The organism is Agromyces sp. C10, from assembly GCF_023217995.1.
In the GTDB taxonomy this organism is placed as follows: domain Bacteria; phylum Actinomycetota; class Actinomycetes; order Actinomycetales; family Microbacteriaceae; genus Agromyces; species Agromyces indicus.
In genome coordinates, this window is sequence record NZ_JALPSX010000014.1 from 64229 (window position 1) to 80659 (window position 16431).

18 protein-coding genes are annotated in these 16431 nt (G+C 73.9%); 8 read left to right on the forward strand and 10 right to left on the reverse strand.

Going from position 1 to position 16431, the window contains the following annotated elements; all coding sequences use genetic code 11:
* Nucleotides 1-31: 31 nt before the first annotated feature.
* Entirely contained in the window at nt 32-1354 is a 1323-nt protein-coding gene (locus M1L56_RS15180; protein WP_248599868.1) for an NAD(P)-binding domain-containing protein, read from the forward strand.
* A 16-nt stretch (nt 1355-1370) separates the two neighbouring features.
* On the opposite strand, the gene M1L56_RS15185 is transcribed toward M1L56_RS15180, so the two are convergent.
* The 4 genes from M1L56_RS15185 to M1L56_RS15200 form a co-directional block, all read right to left on the reverse strand.
* Nucleotides 1371-2192, reverse strand: coding sequence for an MBL fold metallo-hydrolase (locus M1L56_RS15185; protein ID WP_248599869.1), 822 nt, complete (start codon nt 2190-2192; stop codon nt 1371-1373).
* A 66-nt stretch (nt 2193-2258) separates the two neighbouring features.
* Nucleotides 2259-2729 carry a GNAT family N-acetyltransferase gene (locus M1L56_RS15190; protein ID WP_248599870.1) on the reverse strand — a complete coding sequence of 157 codons (471 nt, stop codon included), beginning with the start codon at nt 2727-2729 and terminating at the stop codon, nt 2259-2261.
* Between the two features lie 58 nt (nt 2730-2787).
* Nucleotides 2788-3204, reverse strand: coding sequence for an arsenate reductase ArsC (locus M1L56_RS15195; RefSeq protein ID WP_067947620.1), 417 nt, complete (start codon nt 3202-3204; stop codon nt 2788-2790).
* A 21-nt stretch (nt 3205-3225) separates the two neighbouring features.
* Nucleotides 3226-4152, reverse strand: a complete 927-nt coding sequence (locus tag M1L56_RS15200; protein ID WP_248599871.1) for a metalloregulator ArsR/SmtB family transcription factor — start codon at nt 4150-4152, stop codon at nt 3226-3228.
* A 25-nt stretch (nt 4153-4177) separates the two neighbouring features.
* Between M1L56_RS15200 and M1L56_RS15205 the strand changes: the two genes are divergently transcribed.
* From M1L56_RS15205 to M1L56_RS15215, 3 genes are read left to right on the forward strand one after another with little or no spacing between them, the layout of a single operon-like run.
* Complete coding sequence (locus tag M1L56_RS15205; RefSeq protein ID WP_248599872.1) at nt 4178-5113, forward strand: universal stress protein; 936 nt, start codon at nt 4178-4180, stop codon at nt 5111-5113.
* 2 nt (nt 5114-5115) lie between these two features.
* Nucleotides 5116-6564 (forward strand): MBL fold metallo-hydrolase RNA specificity domain-containing protein, encoded by a 1449-nt coding sequence (locus M1L56_RS15210; RefSeq protein ID WP_248599873.1) that lies wholly within the window; start codon nt 5116-5118, stop codon nt 6562-6564.
* A 26-nt stretch (nt 6565-6590) separates the two neighbouring features.
* Nucleotides 6591-7028, forward strand: coding sequence for a pyridoxamine 5'-phosphate oxidase family protein (locus M1L56_RS15215; protein WP_248599874.1), 438 nt, complete (start codon nt 6591-6593; stop codon nt 7026-7028).
* A gap of 14 nt (nt 7029-7042) precedes the next feature.
* On the opposite strand, the gene M1L56_RS15220 is transcribed toward M1L56_RS15215, so the two are convergent.
* Nucleotides 7043-7924 (reverse strand): carbohydrate kinase family protein, encoded by an 882-nt coding sequence (locus M1L56_RS15220; RefSeq protein ID WP_248599875.1) that lies wholly within the window; start codon nt 7922-7924, stop codon nt 7043-7045.
* A gap of 143 nt (nt 7925-8067) precedes the next feature.
* Here M1L56_RS15220 and M1L56_RS15225 point away from each other — a divergent pair, with 143 nt between their 5' ends.
* A complete protein-coding gene (locus M1L56_RS15225; protein WP_248599876.1) occupies nt 8068-9060 on the forward strand; it encodes an acetylxylan esterase in 993 nt (330 codons plus the stop codon).
* A gap of 42 nt (nt 9061-9102) precedes the next feature.
* On the opposite strand, the gene M1L56_RS15230 is transcribed toward M1L56_RS15225, so the two are convergent.
* The 4 genes from M1L56_RS15230 to M1L56_RS15245 form a co-directional block, all read right to left on the reverse strand.
* On the reverse strand, nt 9103-9318 hold the full coding sequence (locus M1L56_RS15230; protein ID WP_248599877.1) for a hypothetical protein: 216 nt from the start codon (nt 9316-9318) through the stop codon (nt 9103-9105).
* A 139-nt stretch (nt 9319-9457) separates the two neighbouring features.
* A complete protein-coding gene (locus tag M1L56_RS15235) occupies nt 9458-9940 on the reverse strand; it encodes an SRPBCC domain-containing protein (protein WP_248599878.1) in 483 nt (160 codons plus the stop codon).
* On the reverse strand, nt 9937-10293 hold the full coding sequence (locus M1L56_RS15240) for a metalloregulator ArsR/SmtB family transcription factor (protein ID WP_248599879.1): 357 nt from the start codon (nt 10291-10293) through the stop codon (nt 9937-9939). Before M1L56_RS15240 ends, M1L56_RS15235 begins: the two co-directional genes overlap by 4 nt.
* 207 nt (nt 10294-10500) lie before the next feature.
* Nucleotides 10501-12159 (reverse strand): molybdopterin-dependent oxidoreductase, encoded by a 1659-nt coding sequence (locus M1L56_RS15245; protein WP_248599880.1) that lies wholly within the window; start codon nt 12157-12159, stop codon nt 10501-10503.
* Between the two features lie 134 nt (nt 12160-12293).
* Here M1L56_RS15245 and M1L56_RS15250 point away from each other — a divergent pair, with 134 nt between their 5' ends.
* On the forward strand, nt 12294-13136 hold the full coding sequence (locus M1L56_RS15250) for a DNA/RNA non-specific endonuclease (RefSeq protein ID WP_248599881.1): 843 nt from the start codon (nt 12294-12296) through the stop codon (nt 13134-13136).
* A gap of 58 nt (nt 13137-13194) precedes the next feature.
* Entirely contained in the window at nt 13195-14775 is a 1581-nt protein-coding gene (locus tag M1L56_RS15255; RefSeq protein ID WP_248599882.1) for an FAD-dependent monooxygenase, read from the forward strand.
* A gap of 60 nt (nt 14776-14835) precedes the next feature.
* Here M1L56_RS15255 and M1L56_RS15260 read toward each other — a convergent pair whose 3' ends face one another.
* Nucleotides 14836-15213 carry a hypothetical protein gene (locus M1L56_RS15260; RefSeq protein WP_067947636.1) on the reverse strand — a complete coding sequence of 126 codons (378 nt, stop codon included), beginning with the start codon at nt 15211-15213 and terminating at the stop codon, nt 14836-14838.
* A 93-nt stretch (nt 15214-15306) separates the two neighbouring features.
* Between M1L56_RS15260 and M1L56_RS15265 the strand changes: the two genes are divergently transcribed.
* On the forward strand, nt 15307-16275 hold the full coding sequence (locus M1L56_RS15265; RefSeq protein WP_248599883.1) for a DMT family transporter: 969 nt from the start codon (nt 15307-15309) through the stop codon (nt 16273-16275).
* Nucleotides 16276-16431 lie beyond the last annotated feature (156 nt).

The following is a 16431-nucleotide window of genomic DNA, read 5'->3' on the forward strand; positions in this document are numbered from 1 at the left end:
AGTTCATCGATATCTCGGAGGCGCGCCCACCATGACCCTGATCGACCTCACCGCGCAGAGCCTGCAGGACCGCCGGCTCGCCACCCTCCCCGTGGCGATCATCGGCGCCGGCCCGGTCGGGCTGGCCGCCGCGGCCAACCTCGTCGAGCGCGGACTGGACTTCGTCGTCTACGAAGCCGGCGACGAGGTCGCCGCCAGCATCCGCACCTGGGGCCACACGCGGCTCTTCTCGCCCTGGAAGCACGTCGTCGACCCCGCCTCGCGTCGACTGCTCGAGGCCACGGGGTGGCTGGTGCCCGCACCCGACTCGCTGCCGTCCGGGGCCGAGCTCGTGGAGCGCTACCTCGAGCCCCTCGCGGCGCTCGAGCCGATCGCCTCCCGCATCCGGACCGGCGTGACGGTCGAGGCGGTCACCCGCCGCGGGATGGACCGCACGCGGACCGCGAACCGCGCGGCGACGCCCTTCCTGCTGCGCGTGCGCACCGCAGACGGCGTCGACGAGTTCACGGCGCGCGCCGTGATCGACGCCTCCGGCACGTACGACCAGCCCAACTCGCTCGCGTCGTCGGGCCTCGACCCGCTCGGGCTCGCCGAGGTCGCCGACCGCGTCACCCACGCGCTGCCCGACGTGCTCGGGCGCGAGCGCGCGCGCTTCGCCGGACGGCACACCACCGTCGTGGGGGCCGGCCACTCCGCGGCGAACACCCTGCTCGCGCTCGCCGAACTCGCCGAGGAGGAGCCGACGACCCGGATCACCTGGCTCATCCGCAACGCGAACGCGGTGCGCGTCACCACGTCGGAGGACGACGAGCTCGTCGCCCGCGCCACCATCGGCCGCCGGGTCGACCGGCTCGTGGCATCCGGACGCATCGAGGTCGTCGACCGGTTCGAGACGGTGCGGCTCGGCCGCACGGATGCGGGCGTGCGACTCTACGGCCTGCGCGGAGACGACCTCGTCGAGCACGAGACCGACCTCGTCGTGAACGCCACCGGGTTCCGCCCCAACCTCGACATGCTGCGCGAGATCCGCCTCGACCTCGATGAGATCGTGCAGGCGCCGCGCCGGCTCGCTCCGCTCATCGACCCCAACCTGCACACGTGCGGCACGGTCGAACCGCACGGGTTCGCCGAGCTCGAGCACCCCGAGCCGGGATTCTTCCTGGCGGGCATGAAGAGCTACGGTCGCGCGCCGACGTTCCTGCTCGCGACGGGGTACGAGCAGGTCCGCTCGATCACGGCCTGGATCGCGGGCGACCAGGCGGCGGCCCGCAACGTCGAGCTCGTGCTGCCCGCGACGGGCGTGTGCTCGACGAGCCTGCCCGCCGCCGCGGGTTCCTCGGGCTGCTGCGGGTGACGCGGGCGGTCGCGGGCTAGCCGGAGTCCGCGGCGCGGTGCTTCTCGGCGAGGCGCTCGAGCTGCCACTCGTCGACGTCGGTCAGCCAGTCGAGGAGAGCGCCCGGCCCGACCCGGGGATCGGCCGGGCTGCGGCCGTCGCGAACGGCCTCGACGTAGGCGCGATCCAGTTCGAGGCGCGCGCGGAAGTCCGCGGCGTCGCCGACCGACCCGTGGCCGGGGACGATGACCGCCACGCGATCCGCCAGTCGCTCGAACCGCTCCAGCGCGGCGAGGTGGTCGCCGACCGGGTCGTCGGCCGCCAGGTCGAGGAACGGCATCAGGATGTCGGAGAGCATGTCGCCGGCGACGAGCACACCCTGCGGCTCGAGCAGCACGGCCGCGTGGCCCGGGGCGTGGGCGCGATGCTCGATGATGCGCGCCGTGGGTCCGCGCCACGGCACGGTCGCGGCGTCGGCCGGCAGGGCGGTGATCAGGCCGAGCAGCTCCATGGGGATGTCATCGGCGTGCTCGGGCGGCAGACCCTCCGCGATCTGGTCGATCCAGTCGGGCTGCGAGAGCAGGTCGCGCATGGCCCGGGCGTTCCGAGCCGTGCCGTAGCGCGGCGCGTCGCCGAGGTCCGGGTGCCACAGCACGTGGTCCCAGTCCGGATGCGTGGAGAACGCCGCGACGACCGGCCGGCCCGTGTCCCGCAGTTCCCGGGCGAGCTCCGCCAGCTCGGCACGCGTGATGCCCGGGTCGATGAGGAGCACCCCCTCGTGGCCCTCGACGACCACGGCGTTGCTCTGGAGGAACTCGCTCTCGTGGACGTGCACGCCCTCGGCGACCTGCTTCAGCATGGTTCCTCCGCTCGCGGTCCGGACCCGTTGCTGCCGAACGCTACACCCGACCTCCGAGATCGCGCCTCAGTCGTCGAGCGCGAGGGTCATGAACACGCTGTTCGGGTCCGGGCGGTAGTCGCCGAACGGGTCGCAGTCGACGAAGCCGTACTTCGCGTAGAGGGTGCGCGCCGGGCGGAAGAACTCCTGCGACCCGGTCTCGAGGCTGAGGCGGCGGTAGCCGCGACGGGTCGCCTCGGCGAGGACGTGCTCGAGCAGGCGGGCACCGAGGCCGCGACCGCGGGCCGCGGCATCCGTTCGCATCGACTTGAGTTCGCCGTGCGTCTCGTCGAGCTGCTTGAGCGCGACGCAGCCCACGAGCTCGTCGCCCTCGGCGATGGTCCAGAACGTGACCTCGGGCACCGCGAGACCCGAGACGTCGAGCGCGTGCACGCTCTCGGCGGGCGAGGTCGCGAACATGTCGGCCAGGTGGTCCTCGAGCAGGCGCGTCACGCGCGGGTCGCGGAGGTCGCCGAGGTCGATGGAGAGCGTCGTCACCCGACAATGGTCGCCGACCGGTGTTTCGGACACGTGTCGGCGCCGCGCCGGCGGGCGCTCAGGCGGACGCGCGCTCGGGCAGGATCTCGGCGATGAGGGCCTCGACGCGACGGCGGATGTCGTCGCGGATCGGCCGCACGGCCTCGATGCCCTGGCCGGCCGGGTCGTCGAGCTCCCAGTCCTCGTAGCGCTTGCCCGGGAAGATCGGGCACGCGTCGCCGCAGCCCATGGTGATCACGACGTCGGACTCCTTCACGGCCTCGGTGGTGAGCACCTTGGGCGTGTTGCCGGCGATGTCGATGCCCTCCTCGGCCATCGCCTCGACGGCGACCGGGTTGATCTGGTCCTTCGGGGCGGAGCCGGCCGAGAGCACCTCGACGCGGTCGCCGCCGAGCTCGCGCAGGTAGCCGGCGGCCATCTGGGAGCGGCCGGCGTTGTGGACGCACACGAACAGGACGGTGGGCTTCTCGGTCATGACAAAAGCATAGACCAGCATCTATGCGATGTCGAGCGAGGCGAGCAGGTCCCGCACGTGCGCCTCGATGCGATCCCGGATGTCGCGGACCCGCTCGAGCGGCAGGCCCAGCGGGTCGTCGAGCTCCCAGTCGAGATAGCGGCGGCCGGGATAGATCGGACACGCGTCGCCGCAGCCCATCGTCACGACGACATCGGCCGCGCGGACCACCTCGTCGGTCAACGGCTTCGGGAACTCGCCGCCGACCGGGACGCCGATCTCGTCCAGCGCCGAGACGACCGCGGGCCGGAGCGCGTCGGCGGGCGCCGAGCCGGCCGTGCGCACGTGCACGCGGTCCCCGGCCAGGTGCCGCAGGATCGCGGCGGCCATCTGCGAGCGGCCCGCGTTCTGCACGCACACGAACAGCACCTCGGGCACCGAACGACCCCCATCGGCGCGCGGCTGCTGCGGCTCCGCCGTCGCCAACGCGCTCAGCCGCTCCGCGGCGAACTGCGCCGTGAGCGACGGCAGCCGCCGCGTGATCCCCGACCGCTCCGCGAGCAGCTCGTGGCTCTCGCGCACGTACCTCGCCACGGTCTCCGGGCCGAACACGCCGGCGAAGCGATCGGCGAGGTCGCTCGCGATGCGCTCCAGCACCGCGGCATCCGTCGTGGGATCGGCCGCCGATGCCGGCGCGCCCAGGAGGTCGCCGACCCGCTCGGCCTGGTCGGGCGCGACCGAGTACCACGCGCGCCGTCCCTCCGGCGTGCGCACGAGCACGCCCTCGTCGTGCAGCGCCTTCGCGTGGTGCGACACCGTCGGCTGCCGCAGCCCCAGCTCGGCGGCGAGCTCGGTGACCGTGGCGCGACCGTCGGGCCGCGCGAGGATCAGTGAGAGCATGCGCGCGCGCGTCGGATCGGCGATCAGCGCGAGGCCGCTCGCCGCGGCATCCGCTCGACCCGAGACCATAGATCACAGTCTATGCAAGTGACGGATGCCGCGGCCGAGTGACCTTCGGCCCTCACCGCCGACCCGCCTGCCGGGAGGCTGGACGCAGGCCGCACCCGCCGCGGTCGACGAAGGGGTGGTGCAGGTGTTCACGAGGACCGTGGTCGCATGGGACGGCTCGCCGCACGCCGAGGCCGCGCTCCGCTGGGCCGCCGCCCGAGGCAGCGACGAGGTGCTCGAACTCGTGCACGTCATCCCCGGCGAGGACCAGGCCAGCGAGTACCTGCGGGCGACCGGCGAGCTCTCGGAGCAGCGCGTCGCCCTCATGGATCGCGCCGGGGCCCTGCGCGCCGAGCACCCCGGCCGCACCATCACCACGCACACCGTGCACGGCCGACCCGAGAAGGAGCTCGGCGGACGCATGGGCCACGACGTGCTCGTCGTCGTCGGCACCTCGTCCCACGGCCGCGAGACCGCATGGACGCTCGGCGCCCGGCTCGCCGCGCACCGTTCGCGCGGCTCCGTCGCCGTCATCCCGGCCGACTGGGAGGCGACCGCGCGGCGCAACATCGTCGTCGGCGTCGACGGCTCCGTCGAATCGATGGCCGCGGTGCGCGTCGGCGTGGAGGAGGCCCGGCGCACGGGCGACGAACTCGAGCTCGTGCACTCCTGGGTCGTGCCGACCAGCTGGAACTCCGCCTACGTCGAGTACCTCGGCGACGTGCAGCTCATGGAGGACATGCGCCGCGACGTGCTCGACGAGGCGCTCGACTACGCGCGCTCGCTCGGCGGCGCGCCCGCCGGACGCCTCGAGCAGGGCGGCGCCGCGCCCATCCTCGCCGAACGCAGCCGCACCGCGAACCTCGTCATCGTCGGCAGCCACGCGACGGGCGGCATGGCCAGGTTCCTGCTCGGCTCGGTCAGCCATGACCTGCTCCTCGAAGCCGTCGGTCCCGTCATCGTCGTCAGCGACAACGAGTAGCCATGCCCGTCTCCCTCCGGTTCCTCGGCGGCGCCGACTCCGTCACCGGCTCCCGGTACCTCGTCGAGACGGATGCCGCGCGCGTGCTCGTCGACTGCGGGCTGTTCCAGGGCTACAAGGTGCTGCGGGAGCGGAACCGGCATCCGTTCCCGGTCCCGCCGGAGTCGATCGACGCGGTCGTGCTCACCCACGCGCACCTCGACCACTCCGGATACCTTCCCGCGCTCGTCCGCGACGGGTTCGCGGGACCCATCGTCGCGACGCCCGGGACGATCGAGCTCTGCCGGGTCATGCTCGCCGACAGCGCCTACCTCATGGAGGAGGAGGCGCGGCACGCCGCCCGGCGCGGCTGGTCGCGGCACGCCGACCCCCGCCCCGTCTACACGTCCGACGACGTGAAGGCGGCGCTCGGGCGGTTCCGCGAACTCGACTTCGGCGAGCCCCGGTCCATCGCCGACGGCGTGGACGTGCGCCTCGCGCCGGCCGGGCACATCCTCGGCGCCGCGCAGGTGCGCCTCTGCGCCGAGGGACGCACGCTGCACTTCACCGGCGACCTCGGCCGCCACGACGACCCGCTCATGCGCGCGCCCGCCGACCTCGAGCCGTGCGACGTGCTCGTCACCGAGGGCACCTACGGCGACCGCGCCCACACCGATGAGGACCCCGCCGACCGCCTCGGCGAGGTCGTCACCCGCGTGACCCGGCGCGGCGGCGTCGTGCTCATCCCGGCCTTCGCCGTCGGACGCACCGAGACCGTGCTGCTGCACCTCGCGCGACTCGCGGACCGCGGCGAGCTGCCCGACGTGCCCATCTACCTGAACAGCCCCATGGCCGTCGACGTCGCCTCCATCTACGAGCGGTACCCCGAGGAGCACCGCCTCGACCACGACCGGCTCACGCGCATGTACCGCCTCGCGACCCGCATCAGCACGGTCGACGACTCCAAGCTGCTCAACCTGCGCGGCGGGCCGATGATCATCATCTCCGCCAGTGGCATGCTCACCGGCGGCCGCATCCTGCACCACATCCGGGCCTACGGCCCCGACCGGCGCAACGCGATCGTGCTCACGGGCTTCCAGGCGGGCGGCACGCGCGGCGCCGCACTCGCCGCGGGGGAGCGGACGCTCCGCATCTTCGGCGAGGACGTCCCGATCCGCGCCGACGTCGTGATGATCGACAGCATGTCGGCCCACCCCGACGCCGACGAGATCCTCGACTGGCTCCGCGGCGCGGCATCCGCCCCCGGCATGACCTACGTGACCCACGGCGAGGCGCACGCCGCCGACGCCCTGCGAGCCCGCATCAAGCACGAGCTCGGCTGGCCGGTGCGCGTGCCCGAGCACGGCGAACGGGTTGCGGTCGAACCGGCGCCCGACCCGGTGGGGGCGCCCGCGGGCGTCGAACGCATCGAGGACGTCGGACCCGTCGAGGCGTTCGACGCCGCCATCTGACCGGATCCACGACCCGAGGAGGAGACATGGACGAGCAGGACGACCGGCCACCCACCCGCCACCTGGAGGAGGACGAGTGCTGGCAGCTCATCGAGGCCGCCCCCTACGGCCGCGTCGCGGCGGCCGCCGCCGGTGAGGTCGACATCTTCCCGGTGAACCACCGCGTCGACCACGAGGGCGTCGACGGTCGGGCGATCGTGTTCCGCACCGCTCCCGGCACGAAGCTCCTCGAACTCACCATCCACTCGAACGTCGCGTTCGAGGTCGACGGCTTCACCGACGACGAGGCGTACAGCGTCATCGTCAAGGGCGAGGCGCGCGAACTCGAGCGCTCGAGCGAGATCGAGCACGCGGAGGGGCTCGGCGTCACGCCGTGGGCACCCGAGACCAAGGACCGCTGGGTCCGCATCCAGCCGAGCGACGTGCACGGCCGGGCCTTCCAGCGCCGCCGCGTCGAGGGGTAGGCCCGGAACGCGCCTCAGCCGTCGATGAGCGCGTCGAGCGACGAGTGCAGGTGCCGGGTCACGAGAGCGGATGACGCGTGCCGGGCGCCCGCCTCGAGCGCCTGGTCGACGTCGGCGCCGTCGAGCCGCGCATGCAGCGCGGCCGACATGAACGCGTCGCCCGCGCCGTTCGTGTCGACGACCTCGACGGGCACGGCGTCGACGCGGTGCTCGGTCACGGGGCCGTCCGCGGACTCGCGGGCCACCGCGACCGCGCCCTCGGCGCCGAGCGTGCACACCACGAGCTGCGCCCCGCCGTCGATCACCTCGCGCATGAACGGCAGCGGGTCGGGGCCGATGCGGTCGCCGTTCATGAACACGGCCTGCGCGGCGTCGATGAAGGCCCGGTGGAACTCGGCCGTGCCGTCGTAGTCGTGGATGTCGGTCCAGATCGGCCGGCCGGACGCCCGAGCGTCGGGGATCATGCGCCGCGAGCGCTCCGAGAGGTCGAGCACGATCGCGGCGGCGTCCTCCATCGCGGTCGTGAGGCGGTGGTCCTCGGGGCTCGGGTGGTCGTCGGGCGTCGAGAGGTAGATGGAGACGCGCTCGCCGAGGGGCGTCATGAGGTTCAGGTGCCGCTCGGTGCGGGCGCCGTCGACGACGTGCAGGTCGAGGCCCGGCACGCGCCCGAGGATGTCGCGCAGGCGCTCGCCGTCGGCATCCGGACCGATGAGCGTGTGCAGCTCGACCGGCCGGCCGAACGCCGCGAGCCCGAGCGCCTTGCCGGCCCCGGTGCCGCCGACGGTCTCGTGGTCGTCGAGCGCGAACTGCATGTGCGGCCGCGGCTCGGGCAGGCGCTCGAGCAGGACGATCTCGTTCCATGACGCCGGTCCCGAGATGATCACCCTGTCGCCCACGCGCTGCTCCCATCCGCGCCGCGACGGTCGCGGCACCCGGTCCATCCTGCCGTGACGGATGCCGCGGCGCGACCGTGGTCGGACGATGTGGGCGGACCCGACTACGCTGTCGGCACCCCGGCAGTCCCCCGAAGGAGTTCCCCATGCCCCGGTTCGACCTGCCCGTCGACGAGCTCCGCACGTATCGCCCCGACGTGCCCGAGCCCGACGACTTCGACGCGTTCTGGGCCGACACGCTCGCGGCGTCCCGCGCCGTCGCCGAGCCGCCGCGGCTCACCCGGGTCGACTCGCCGCTCGCGCTCGTCGACGTGATCGACGTCGAGTTCTCGGGGTACGCGGGCGACCCGGTGAAGGGGTGGCTCCTCGTGCCGGCGGGCGCCTCCGGCCCCCTCCCGGCGGTCGTCGAGTACGTCGGCTACGGCGGCGGTCGGGGCCTCCCGCACGAGCGACTCGGCTGGGCGGCCTCCGGGTACGCCCACTTCCTCATGGACACCCGCGGGCAGGGCAGCTCGTGGGGCACGGGCGGCGGCACGCCCGACCCGCACGGCACCGGCCCGTCGCACCCCGGCTTCATGACCCGCGGCATCCACGACCCCGCCGAGTACTACTACCGGCGCGTGATGACCGACGCCGTGCTCGCGGTGGATGCGATCCGCTCGCTCGACGTCGTCGACGCGTCGCGCGTCGCGGTGGCGGGGATGTCGCAGGGCGGCGGGCTCGCGCTCGCCGCGGCGGGGCTCGTCGAGGGGCTCGTCGGCGCGATGCCCGACGTGCCGTTCCTCTGCCACTTCGAGCGGGCGGTCGGCATGACCGACAAGGATCCCTACAGCGAGATCGTCCGGTTCCTGTCGGTGCACCGCGACGCCGGACCCACGGTGTTCCGCACCCTGTCGTACTTCGACGGCGTGCACTTCGCCCGCCGCGCGACGGCGCCGGCGTTCGTGTCGGTCGCGCTCATGGACACGATCTGCCCGCCGTCCACCGTGTACGCGGCCGTGAACCACCACGCCGTCGCCGCCGAGGTCGTCGAGTACGCGTTCAACGACCACGAGGGCGGACTCGGCGTGCACTGGCAGCGCCAGGCGGCGTGGCTCGCCGAGCGGCTCGACACCCTCGCCGACGAGACCGCCGCCTGACGCGCGCGACGGCCGCTGCGCGGCGGCCCGTCGCGATCGGAGTCACTCGTGCGAGATGTACCGCTCGATCTCGTCGTCCGAGACGGCGATGCCCGCCTCCTCGAGGCGCTGACGGAGCAGGGCATGCTCGTCGTGCGCGTGGCCCATCTTCATGTCCTCGCGAACCTGCACGAGGATGCCGCGGATCTGCTCGCTGCGGCTCGCCTCGGTGGCACCGTCCTCGATGGGGGCGTTCTGGAAGCCGGGCTGCTCGGCCATGGGGTCCTCCCTTCGGGCGGCCCGTGCGGGCCGTCACGATCGATCGTGCCCCACGGCGCGGCATCCGTCGAGGCGTTGACAGGCGAGCGGATGCCGCAGCGCGGGGCCGCGGCATCCGCTCGCCGTCTGCCGTCCCGCGTCAGCGACGCGCGAGGTACGCCTCGATGCGGTCGAACGCACCGACCCAGGCCTGCGAGGCGAAGAAATCGCGGATCTCGGGCGTCGGGAAGCCCGACTGCACGACGCTCATGAGCGTGCCGCCGTCGACGGGCTCGAACGTGACCACGATGCGGGTGGTCATCGTCTGGCCGCTCGGGTCGCTGCCGGTGGATTCGGTGACGAGCCGGCGGGGCCGGTCGATCTCGAGGAACACCTGCTCCTCGCGGAAGAGGGTGTCGCGATCGGGTCCCCAGACGGCGACCTGGCGGCCGCCGACCCGGAGGTCGACCTCGATCTCGACCACGCCGGGCTCCTCGTCGAGGATCGAGAACCAGATCTTCTGCTGCTCGGCGTCGGTGTAGGCGTCGAAGACCTCCTCGGGCGTGGCGGGGAGCGTGCGTTCGGCGCGCAGCTCGATGGCCTCGGTGGTGTCGGCGGTGGCGCCGCCGGTCTGCTCGGTCATGATGCGTCCTTTCCGGTGTCGTTCGGTGTGGCGTTGCGCAGGGTGAAGTAGGCCTCGAGACCGTCGAGACGGCGCTCCCAGAGGCGCTGGTAGAAGGAGATCCACGCCATGGCGTCGTCCAATCGCTCGGCGCCCAGGCGGCACTGCCGGGTGCGCCCGACCTTCTCGGTGGTGGCGAGGCCCGCCTCGACGAGGACGTCGACGTGCTTGCGGATGCCCGTGAGGGTCATGCCGGCGGTCTCGGCCAGCTCGCTGATCGTGGCGGGCCCGTCGCCGAGCCGCACCAGGATGTCGCGTCGGGTGGTGTCGGCGAGGGCGGCGAACGCCCGGTCGAGCACCTCATGTTGAACCATGCGGTTCAGTGTAGGTCACTGAACCGAAATGTTCAATATCGGGATCTCCGCTTCCGAGGGGACGCAACACGCCGTGCCCGTCCGCGGCGCCGCGGCGTGTTGCGTCCCCTCGCGAGCGCGAGCGCGAGCGGGAGCGGGAGCGGGGGGCGGGGGCGGGCTACGGGCCCGGCGGGCGGACCGGACGACGGCTTGGCGCGGCATCCGTCGTCAGGTCACGGTGACGAGCACGCGCTGCCACCCGGTGGAACCGTCGGGCGCGATCGGGGCGCGCTCCTCGACCTGCAGTTCGCCGTCGCGGTTCACGGCCCGCGCCGTGACGTAGTGCGTGCCCGGCGTCGCCTCCCACTCCAGGTACCACTGCACCCAGGTGTCGACGTTGACGGGCGCCGAGAGCGTCGCCGGCTGCCAGTCGCCGTCGTCGATGCGCACCTCGACGCGCTCGATGCCCACCGTCTGCGCCCACGCCACGCCCGCGATCACCGCCGAGCCCGCCGCGACCGGCGTCCCCGAGCGCGGGGTGTCGATGCGCGACGAGAACTTGATCGGCGCCTCGGCGCTGTAGCCGCGAGGCGTCCAGTACGCCTCGTCGGCCGCGAACGTGGTGACCTTCAGCTCGGTGAGCCACTTCGTGGCGGACACGTACCCATACAGCCCGGGCACCACCATCCGCACGGGGAAGCCGTGCTCGAGCGGCAGCGGCTCGCCGTTCATGCCGACCGCGAGGATCGCGTCGCGGCCGGGGTCGGTGAGCGCGTCGAGGGGCGTCGACGCCGTGAAGCCGTCGACGCTGCGGGAGAGCACCATGTCGGCGCCCGACTGCGGCCCGGCGAGGGCGAGCACGTCGCGGATCGGCACGCCGACCCACTTCGCGGTGCCGAGCAGGTCGCCGCCGACCTCGTTCGACACGCACGTGAGCGTGATCGAGTACTCGTCGAGCCCCATCCCGACGAGCTGGTCGAACGTGAGCTCGACGCGCCGCCCGACGAGGCCGTCGATGACGAGCCGCCAGGTCGCCGGGTCGACCTCGGGCACCGTGAGCGCGGTGTCGACGCGGTAGAAGTCGGCGTTCGGCGTGTAGAGCGGCGTCAGGCCCGGCAGGTCGAGCTCTGCGCCGGTCGGCACGGTCACGGTCGACCGCGGGGCGGGCAGCCGCAGCGCCTCGCGGATCGCGTCGATCGACGAGGTCGCGGCGGCGACCACGCGCGACCCGACGCCCACCACGAACGCGGATGCCGCGGCGATCCCGGCCAGCGCGAAGAACCCGCGACGGTCGACACCGGCTCGTGCGGTTGCCTCGTCGGGCGCGACACCATCCGGTGCGGTGTCGGCGACGGATGCCGCGGCATCCGCTGTTCGGACGTCGCCGGCCCACGCCCGCAGCCGCCGTACGAGCAGTTCGAGGATGACGATGCCGGCCGCCGCACCCACCACCGGGGGGACCCAGGCGAGCGGGGTCGCGCCGGCCCGCGTGACGATCGCCGCGAGCGACAGCGCGCCGGCGATCCCGAGCGCCACCGACCCGAGCGGCGGGCGAGCGAACTGCAGCACGCCCGCGATCGCGCTCGCGACGAGGACCGCGATGCCGAGGCTGCCGAGGAGCACGACCTTGTCGTACGCGCCGAACGCGGCGATCGCGAACTCCTTCACGGGCTGCGGCACGATGTCGATGACGAACGCGCCGACCGCGAGGATGGGGCTGCCGTCGCGCGCCACGAGGAGCGCTGCGAGCTCGGCGGCGGCGAGGAACACGCCCGCGGCGACGATCCCGGAGACGGCCGCCCAGATCCGGAAGCGCCGCTGCGACGCGCCGGCAGCGGTCGCGTCGCCGGCCTGCTCCCGCGCGTGCGGTCGTGCGCTGCGCGCCATGCGACTGCCTCCCTCGGCGGGCCGCGATCGGGCCCGCACGAGAGTGGTTCGCGGCGGGCGCGGCTTCGGATTGCGGCGCCCCGCGTCCGGCGTGGCCGCGCGCCGCTGTCGGCGGCTCGTGATCGGGTGGGCGCATGGGGTTCGACGCGCGGTTCCTGGGGCTCGAGGCGGCGCTGCCCGCCGTGCCCGAGACGGATGCCGCGGCATCCGTCGCCCTCGACTACCTGCACTTCACCGTGGTGCTCGACACCGGCCGCAGGTTCGCCCGCGTGACCGGCGTGAACATCGACGGCGCGCAGCTCGTCGACGTGCCGCGCGGCGACGCCTGGCGGTTCGACGAGCGCATCCCCGAGGCGTGGCAGGCCGGGCCCGACGTCTACGCGCGCAACGACCTCGACCGCGGGCACCTCGTGCGACGCCGCGACCCGGTATGGGGGCCGCCGGATGTCGCGGCCCGCGCCAACGCCGACACGTTCCGGTATCCGAACGCGGCGCCGCAGCAGGCCGCGTTCAACCAGTCGCTCGAGCTGTGGAACGGGCTCGAGGATCACGTGCTCGCGTACGCGACGGTGCACGCGCAGCGCCTCAGCGTGTTCACGGCGCCGGTGCTCGACCCGGGCGACCCCGAGTACCGCGGCATCCGCGTGCCCCTGCGGTTCTTCAAGGTCGTCGCGTGGCGGTCGGGCGACGAGCTCGCGACCGCGGGGTTCGTGCTCGACCAGTCGCCGCTGCTCGACCTCGACGAGGCGGCGCGCGCGGCGCAGGCCGAGCGCGAGCGGGCGCGGCTCGCCGGGGGAGCGATCGCCGTGCCCGACCTGGGGCCGTTCCGCACCTTCCAGGTACCCGTCGCCGACGTGGCCGAGCTCGCCCGGCTCGAGATGGGCGCGCTGGCAGGCGCCGACCGGATGCCGCGTGCCGTGGCCGCCGCGGACTGGCGTCCGATCACGACGCCCGACGAAGTGCTGCTCGGTCCCTGAACGAAGGAAGGTGCCTTCGACCCTCCCGCCCGGGCCCTCGTGGTGACAGGCTGGGCGCATGGCGGAGTCCGAGACGCTGCGGACCGACGTGCTCGTCGTCGGGGCGGGCCCGAGCGGGCTCATGGCGGCCAACGTGCTCGCGAAGCTCGGCGTCGACGCGATCATCGCCGACGGCAAGCACGGCCCGACCCGCGAGTCGCGGGCGCTCGTCGTGCAGGCGCGCTCCATGGAGCTCTACGACCAGCTCGACCTCGCCGACCGCGTGGTGGCCGAGCGCGCCGAGGCCGTCGGGGCGGTGCTCGCGTTCCGTCACCGCGTGCTCGGGCGGGTGCCGCTCCGCGAGTTCGGCCGCGGCACGACGCCGTTCCCCGAGATCACGGTGCTCGAGCAGAGCCGCAACGAGCGGATCCTCGTCGACGGGCTCACCGCGCGCGGCCGCGCCGTGCAGTGGGGGCTCCGCCTGGTCGCGATCGAGCGGGGCACGGCATCCGTCACCGCCGTGTTCGAGCGGGTGCCGGATGACGCGGGGTCGCCCGGCGCCGGCGACGGGCCCGCGACGGTGCGCATCGAAGCGCGGTACCTCATCGGCGCCGACGGCGCGCACTCCGCGGTGCGCGAGCTCAGCGGCATCCGCTTCGAGGGCGTCACGAACGAGCACACGTTCTTCGTCGCCGACGCGCTCGGCGCGACCGGACTCGTCGACGGGCACGTGAACATCCGGATGGCGCCCGACGACCTCCTGCTGTCGTTCCCGATGGGCGAGCCCGGGCACGCGCGCATCCTCGGGGTGGTGCGCGACGCCGACCTCGAGGGCGGGCAGTTGCCCGAGCGGCTCGTGCGGTCGCGCATCGCGCGCGGGTTCACGGTCGGATACCGGTCGTCGACGTGGTTCGCGACGTACCGGCTGCACCACCGGGTCGCCGAGCGCTTCCGCGAGGGGCGGTGCTTCCTCATCGGCGACGCCGCGCACATCCACTCGCCCGTCGGCGGGCAGGGCATGAACACGGGGCTGCAGGACGCCCACAACCTCGCGTGCGCGCTCGCCGACGTGCTGGTCTCGCGCATGCCCCATCGGCGGCTCGACCGGTACGAGGCCGAGCGGCGGCCCGTCGCGCGGCGGCTCGTGGCGACCACCGACCGGCTGTTCGGACTCGTCACGGCCGACTCGGTACTGACGCGGTTCATCCGCGGGCGCGCCGTCCCCGCACTCGGTCCCGCCGCCGTGCGCGTGCTGCCGCGGGTCATCGGGGGCCGACGGCTGTTCGGGTTCCTGTCGCAGACGCGCATCAGGTACCGGATGTCACCCGAGCCGCCGACCCGCTCTCAAGCGCGTGACGACGTCGTCGGCAAGCGGCTGCCGTACACGGGCGCCGACCCGTCGAACTTCGACGCGCTGCGGTCGATGCGCTGGCAGGTGCACGGGTACGGCGCCCCCGCCGACCTGGTGCACCGCGTCGCCGAGCGGCTCGGGACGGAGGCGCACGTGTTCCCGCCCGACGCCGGCGGACGCCTGCGGTCGGATCGGCTCTACCTGGTGCGCCCCGACGGGTTCGTCGCGGCCGAGGCGAGCGTCGCCGCCGGACGCCGGGCCGGACGGGACGCCGTGCCGGCGCGGTTCCGCGAGCAGCTCGACGGGTGATGCCGCTCAGCCGGCGCGCTGACGCCGGCGCGCTCACGCCGGCGCGCTCAGCCGGCGCGCTCAGCCCGCGGTCGGCGCGCCCGGGCTCTCCGCGGCATCCGCACCCGCACCCCCGGCGGCGGCCGCCGGCACGACCGCGACCCGGGCCGACCAGCTCGACGCGTCCCGCGACATCGTCCACGGTTCGATGCGGCGCAGCCCGTGGCATCCGAGCACGACCTTCGCCACCCCGTCGGCGAGGTCGCGCGACGACGGCGGGTTGGTCCGGGTGAGCTCGTCGAGGCTGAACGCGTCGACCGCGATCGGCTCGAGACCGCCCGCCGGGTACAGCAGCAGGTCCCACGACTCGACGTCGTCGGTCACGACGACCCGGCGCAACTCCACGCGCCCCGCGAGCTGCACCTCGTCGTCGGTCAGGCTTCCGAATGGCTTCGTCATGCGCGCACCCCTGATCACAGCCGACCACAGCGGCGACCGCGGGCGGCGCAGGCGCGGGGGCGAGTCGCGCCGCGCAGGTCGTATCGTCGAGTGGTGCCCCACGAGACCACGCCCGCGCCGGCGGCCGCGATGACGGATGCCACGCTCCGCCGCCGCCGCTTCGCCGGTGCGTCGACGCAGCTGGGCACCGAGGTGTCGATCAACTTCGGCTCGTCGCTCGCGGGGCTCGTGATCCCCGTCGTCGGCTCGTTCGTGGTCGTCGCGGTGCGCCAGCTCGTCATGGCGATCGCGGTGCTCCCGTTCTACCGACCCAAGCGCGCCGAGCTCACCTGGCGGCGGCTCCGGCCGGCGCTCGCGCTCGGCGTGGTGCTCGCGGTGATGAACGTGACCTTCTACGAGTCCGTCGACCGGCTCGGGCTCGGGATCGCGGCGACGATCGAGTTCCTCGGTCCGCTCGCGATCGCGCTGTTCACCTCCCGGCGGCTGCTCGACCTCGCGTGCGCGCTCGCGGCGGGGGCGGGCGTGCTGCTCCTCATCGGCCCGTGGGCCGGCGGTTCGGGCGAGACGGATGCCGCGGCATCCGCTTCGGGCGTCGACCCGATCGGCGTGGTGCTCGCGCTCACCGCGGCGGCGAGTTGGGCGGCGTACATCCTGCTGACGCGTCGCGTGGCGACCCGGCTGCCCGGACTGGAGGGGCTCACGGTCGCGAGCCTCGTCTCGCTCGCGCTGCTCGTGCCGTTCGCCGTGGCGACCCTCGACGTGGGCGCGCTCGACTGGCGCATCATCGGGCTGCTGCTGGGAGTGGGCGTGCTGTCGTCGGCGCTGCCGTACAGCCTCGACACGTACATCCTGCGGCGCATCACGCCGCGGCTCTACGCGATCATCACGAGCTTCGGGCCGGTGATCGCCGCGATCTTCGGCGCGCTGGTGCTCGGCGAGCGGTTCACGCTCGTCGAGGCGATCGCGATCGTCGTCGTGTGCGGCGCCGCCGGGCTCGCCCTCGCCACGCAGCGCGACCGCCCGGTCACCCCGCTCGAGGCGACGGCCCAGGCGATCCCCTGATCGTGTCGCGGCCCGCCCGCCCGGGCGTCCGAGGCCGGCGCCCGGGTCGGTGCCGTGTCGGACGCCGCGGGCCGGGACCGCGTCGGACGCGAATCGTCGCTCGGGCGCGGCCACTCCGACGATCCGCGTCCACGGCGCGCTCGACGCGCGGGGGGT

Bases quoted from the DNA above. Each gene is read 5' to 3' on its own strand.
- M1L56_RS15205 (WP_248599872.1), top strand. From the start codon at position 4,178: ATGCCGCGGCCGAGTGACCTTCGGCCCTCACCGCCGACCCGCCTGCCG.
- M1L56_RS15185 (WP_248599869.1), bottom strand. From the start codon at position 2,192: ATGCTGAAGCAGGTCGCCGAGGGCGTGCACGTCCACGAGAGCGAGTTC.
- M1L56_RS15235 (WP_248599878.1), bottom strand. From the start codon at position 9,940: ATGACCGAGCAGACCGGCGGCGCCACCGCCGACACCACCGAGGCCATC.
- M1L56_RS15200 (WP_248599871.1), bottom strand. From the start codon at position 4,152: ATGGTCTCGGGTCGAGCGGATGCCGCGGCGAGCGGCCTCGCGCTGATC.
- M1L56_RS15250 (WP_248599881.1), top strand. From the start codon at position 12,294: ATGGGGTTCGACGCGCGGTTCCTGGGGCTCGAGGCGGCGCTGCCCGCC.
- M1L56_RS15245 (WP_248599880.1), bottom strand. From the start codon at position 12,159: ATGGCGCGCAGCGCACGACCGCACGCGCGGGAGCAGGCCGGCGACGCG.
- M1L56_RS15225 (WP_248599876.1), top strand. From the start codon at position 8,068: ATGCCCCGGTTCGACCTGCCCGTCGACGAGCTCCGCACGTATCGCCCC.
- M1L56_RS15210 (WP_248599873.1), top strand. From the start codon at position 5,116: ATGCCCGTCTCCCTCCGGTTCCTCGGCGGCGCCGACTCCGTCACCGGC.
- M1L56_RS15260 (WP_067947636.1), bottom strand. From the start codon at position 15,213: ATGACGAAGCCATTCGGAAGCCTGACCGACGACGAGGTGCAGCTCGCG.
- M1L56_RS15215 (WP_248599874.1), top strand. From the start codon at position 6,591: ATGGACGAGCAGGACGACCGGCCACCCACCCGCCACCTGGAGGAGGAC.
- M1L56_RS15195 (WP_067947620.1), bottom strand. From the start codon at position 3,204: ATGACCGAGAAGCCCACCGTCCTGTTCGTGTGCGTCCACAACGCCGGC.
- M1L56_RS15230 (WP_248599877.1), bottom strand. From the start codon at position 9,318: ATGGCCGAGCAGCCCGGCTTCCAGAACGCCCCCATCGAGGACGGTGCC.
- M1L56_RS15240 (WP_248599879.1), bottom strand. From the start codon at position 10,293: ATGGTTCAACATGAGGTGCTCGACCGGGCGTTCGCCGCCCTCGCCGAC.
- M1L56_RS15255 (WP_248599882.1), top strand. From the start codon at position 13,195: ATGGCGGAGTCCGAGACGCTGCGGACCGACGTGCTCGTCGTCGGGGCG.
- M1L56_RS15180 (WP_248599868.1), top strand. From the start codon at position 32: ATGACCCTGATCGACCTCACCGCGCAGAGCCTGCAGGACCGCCGGCTC.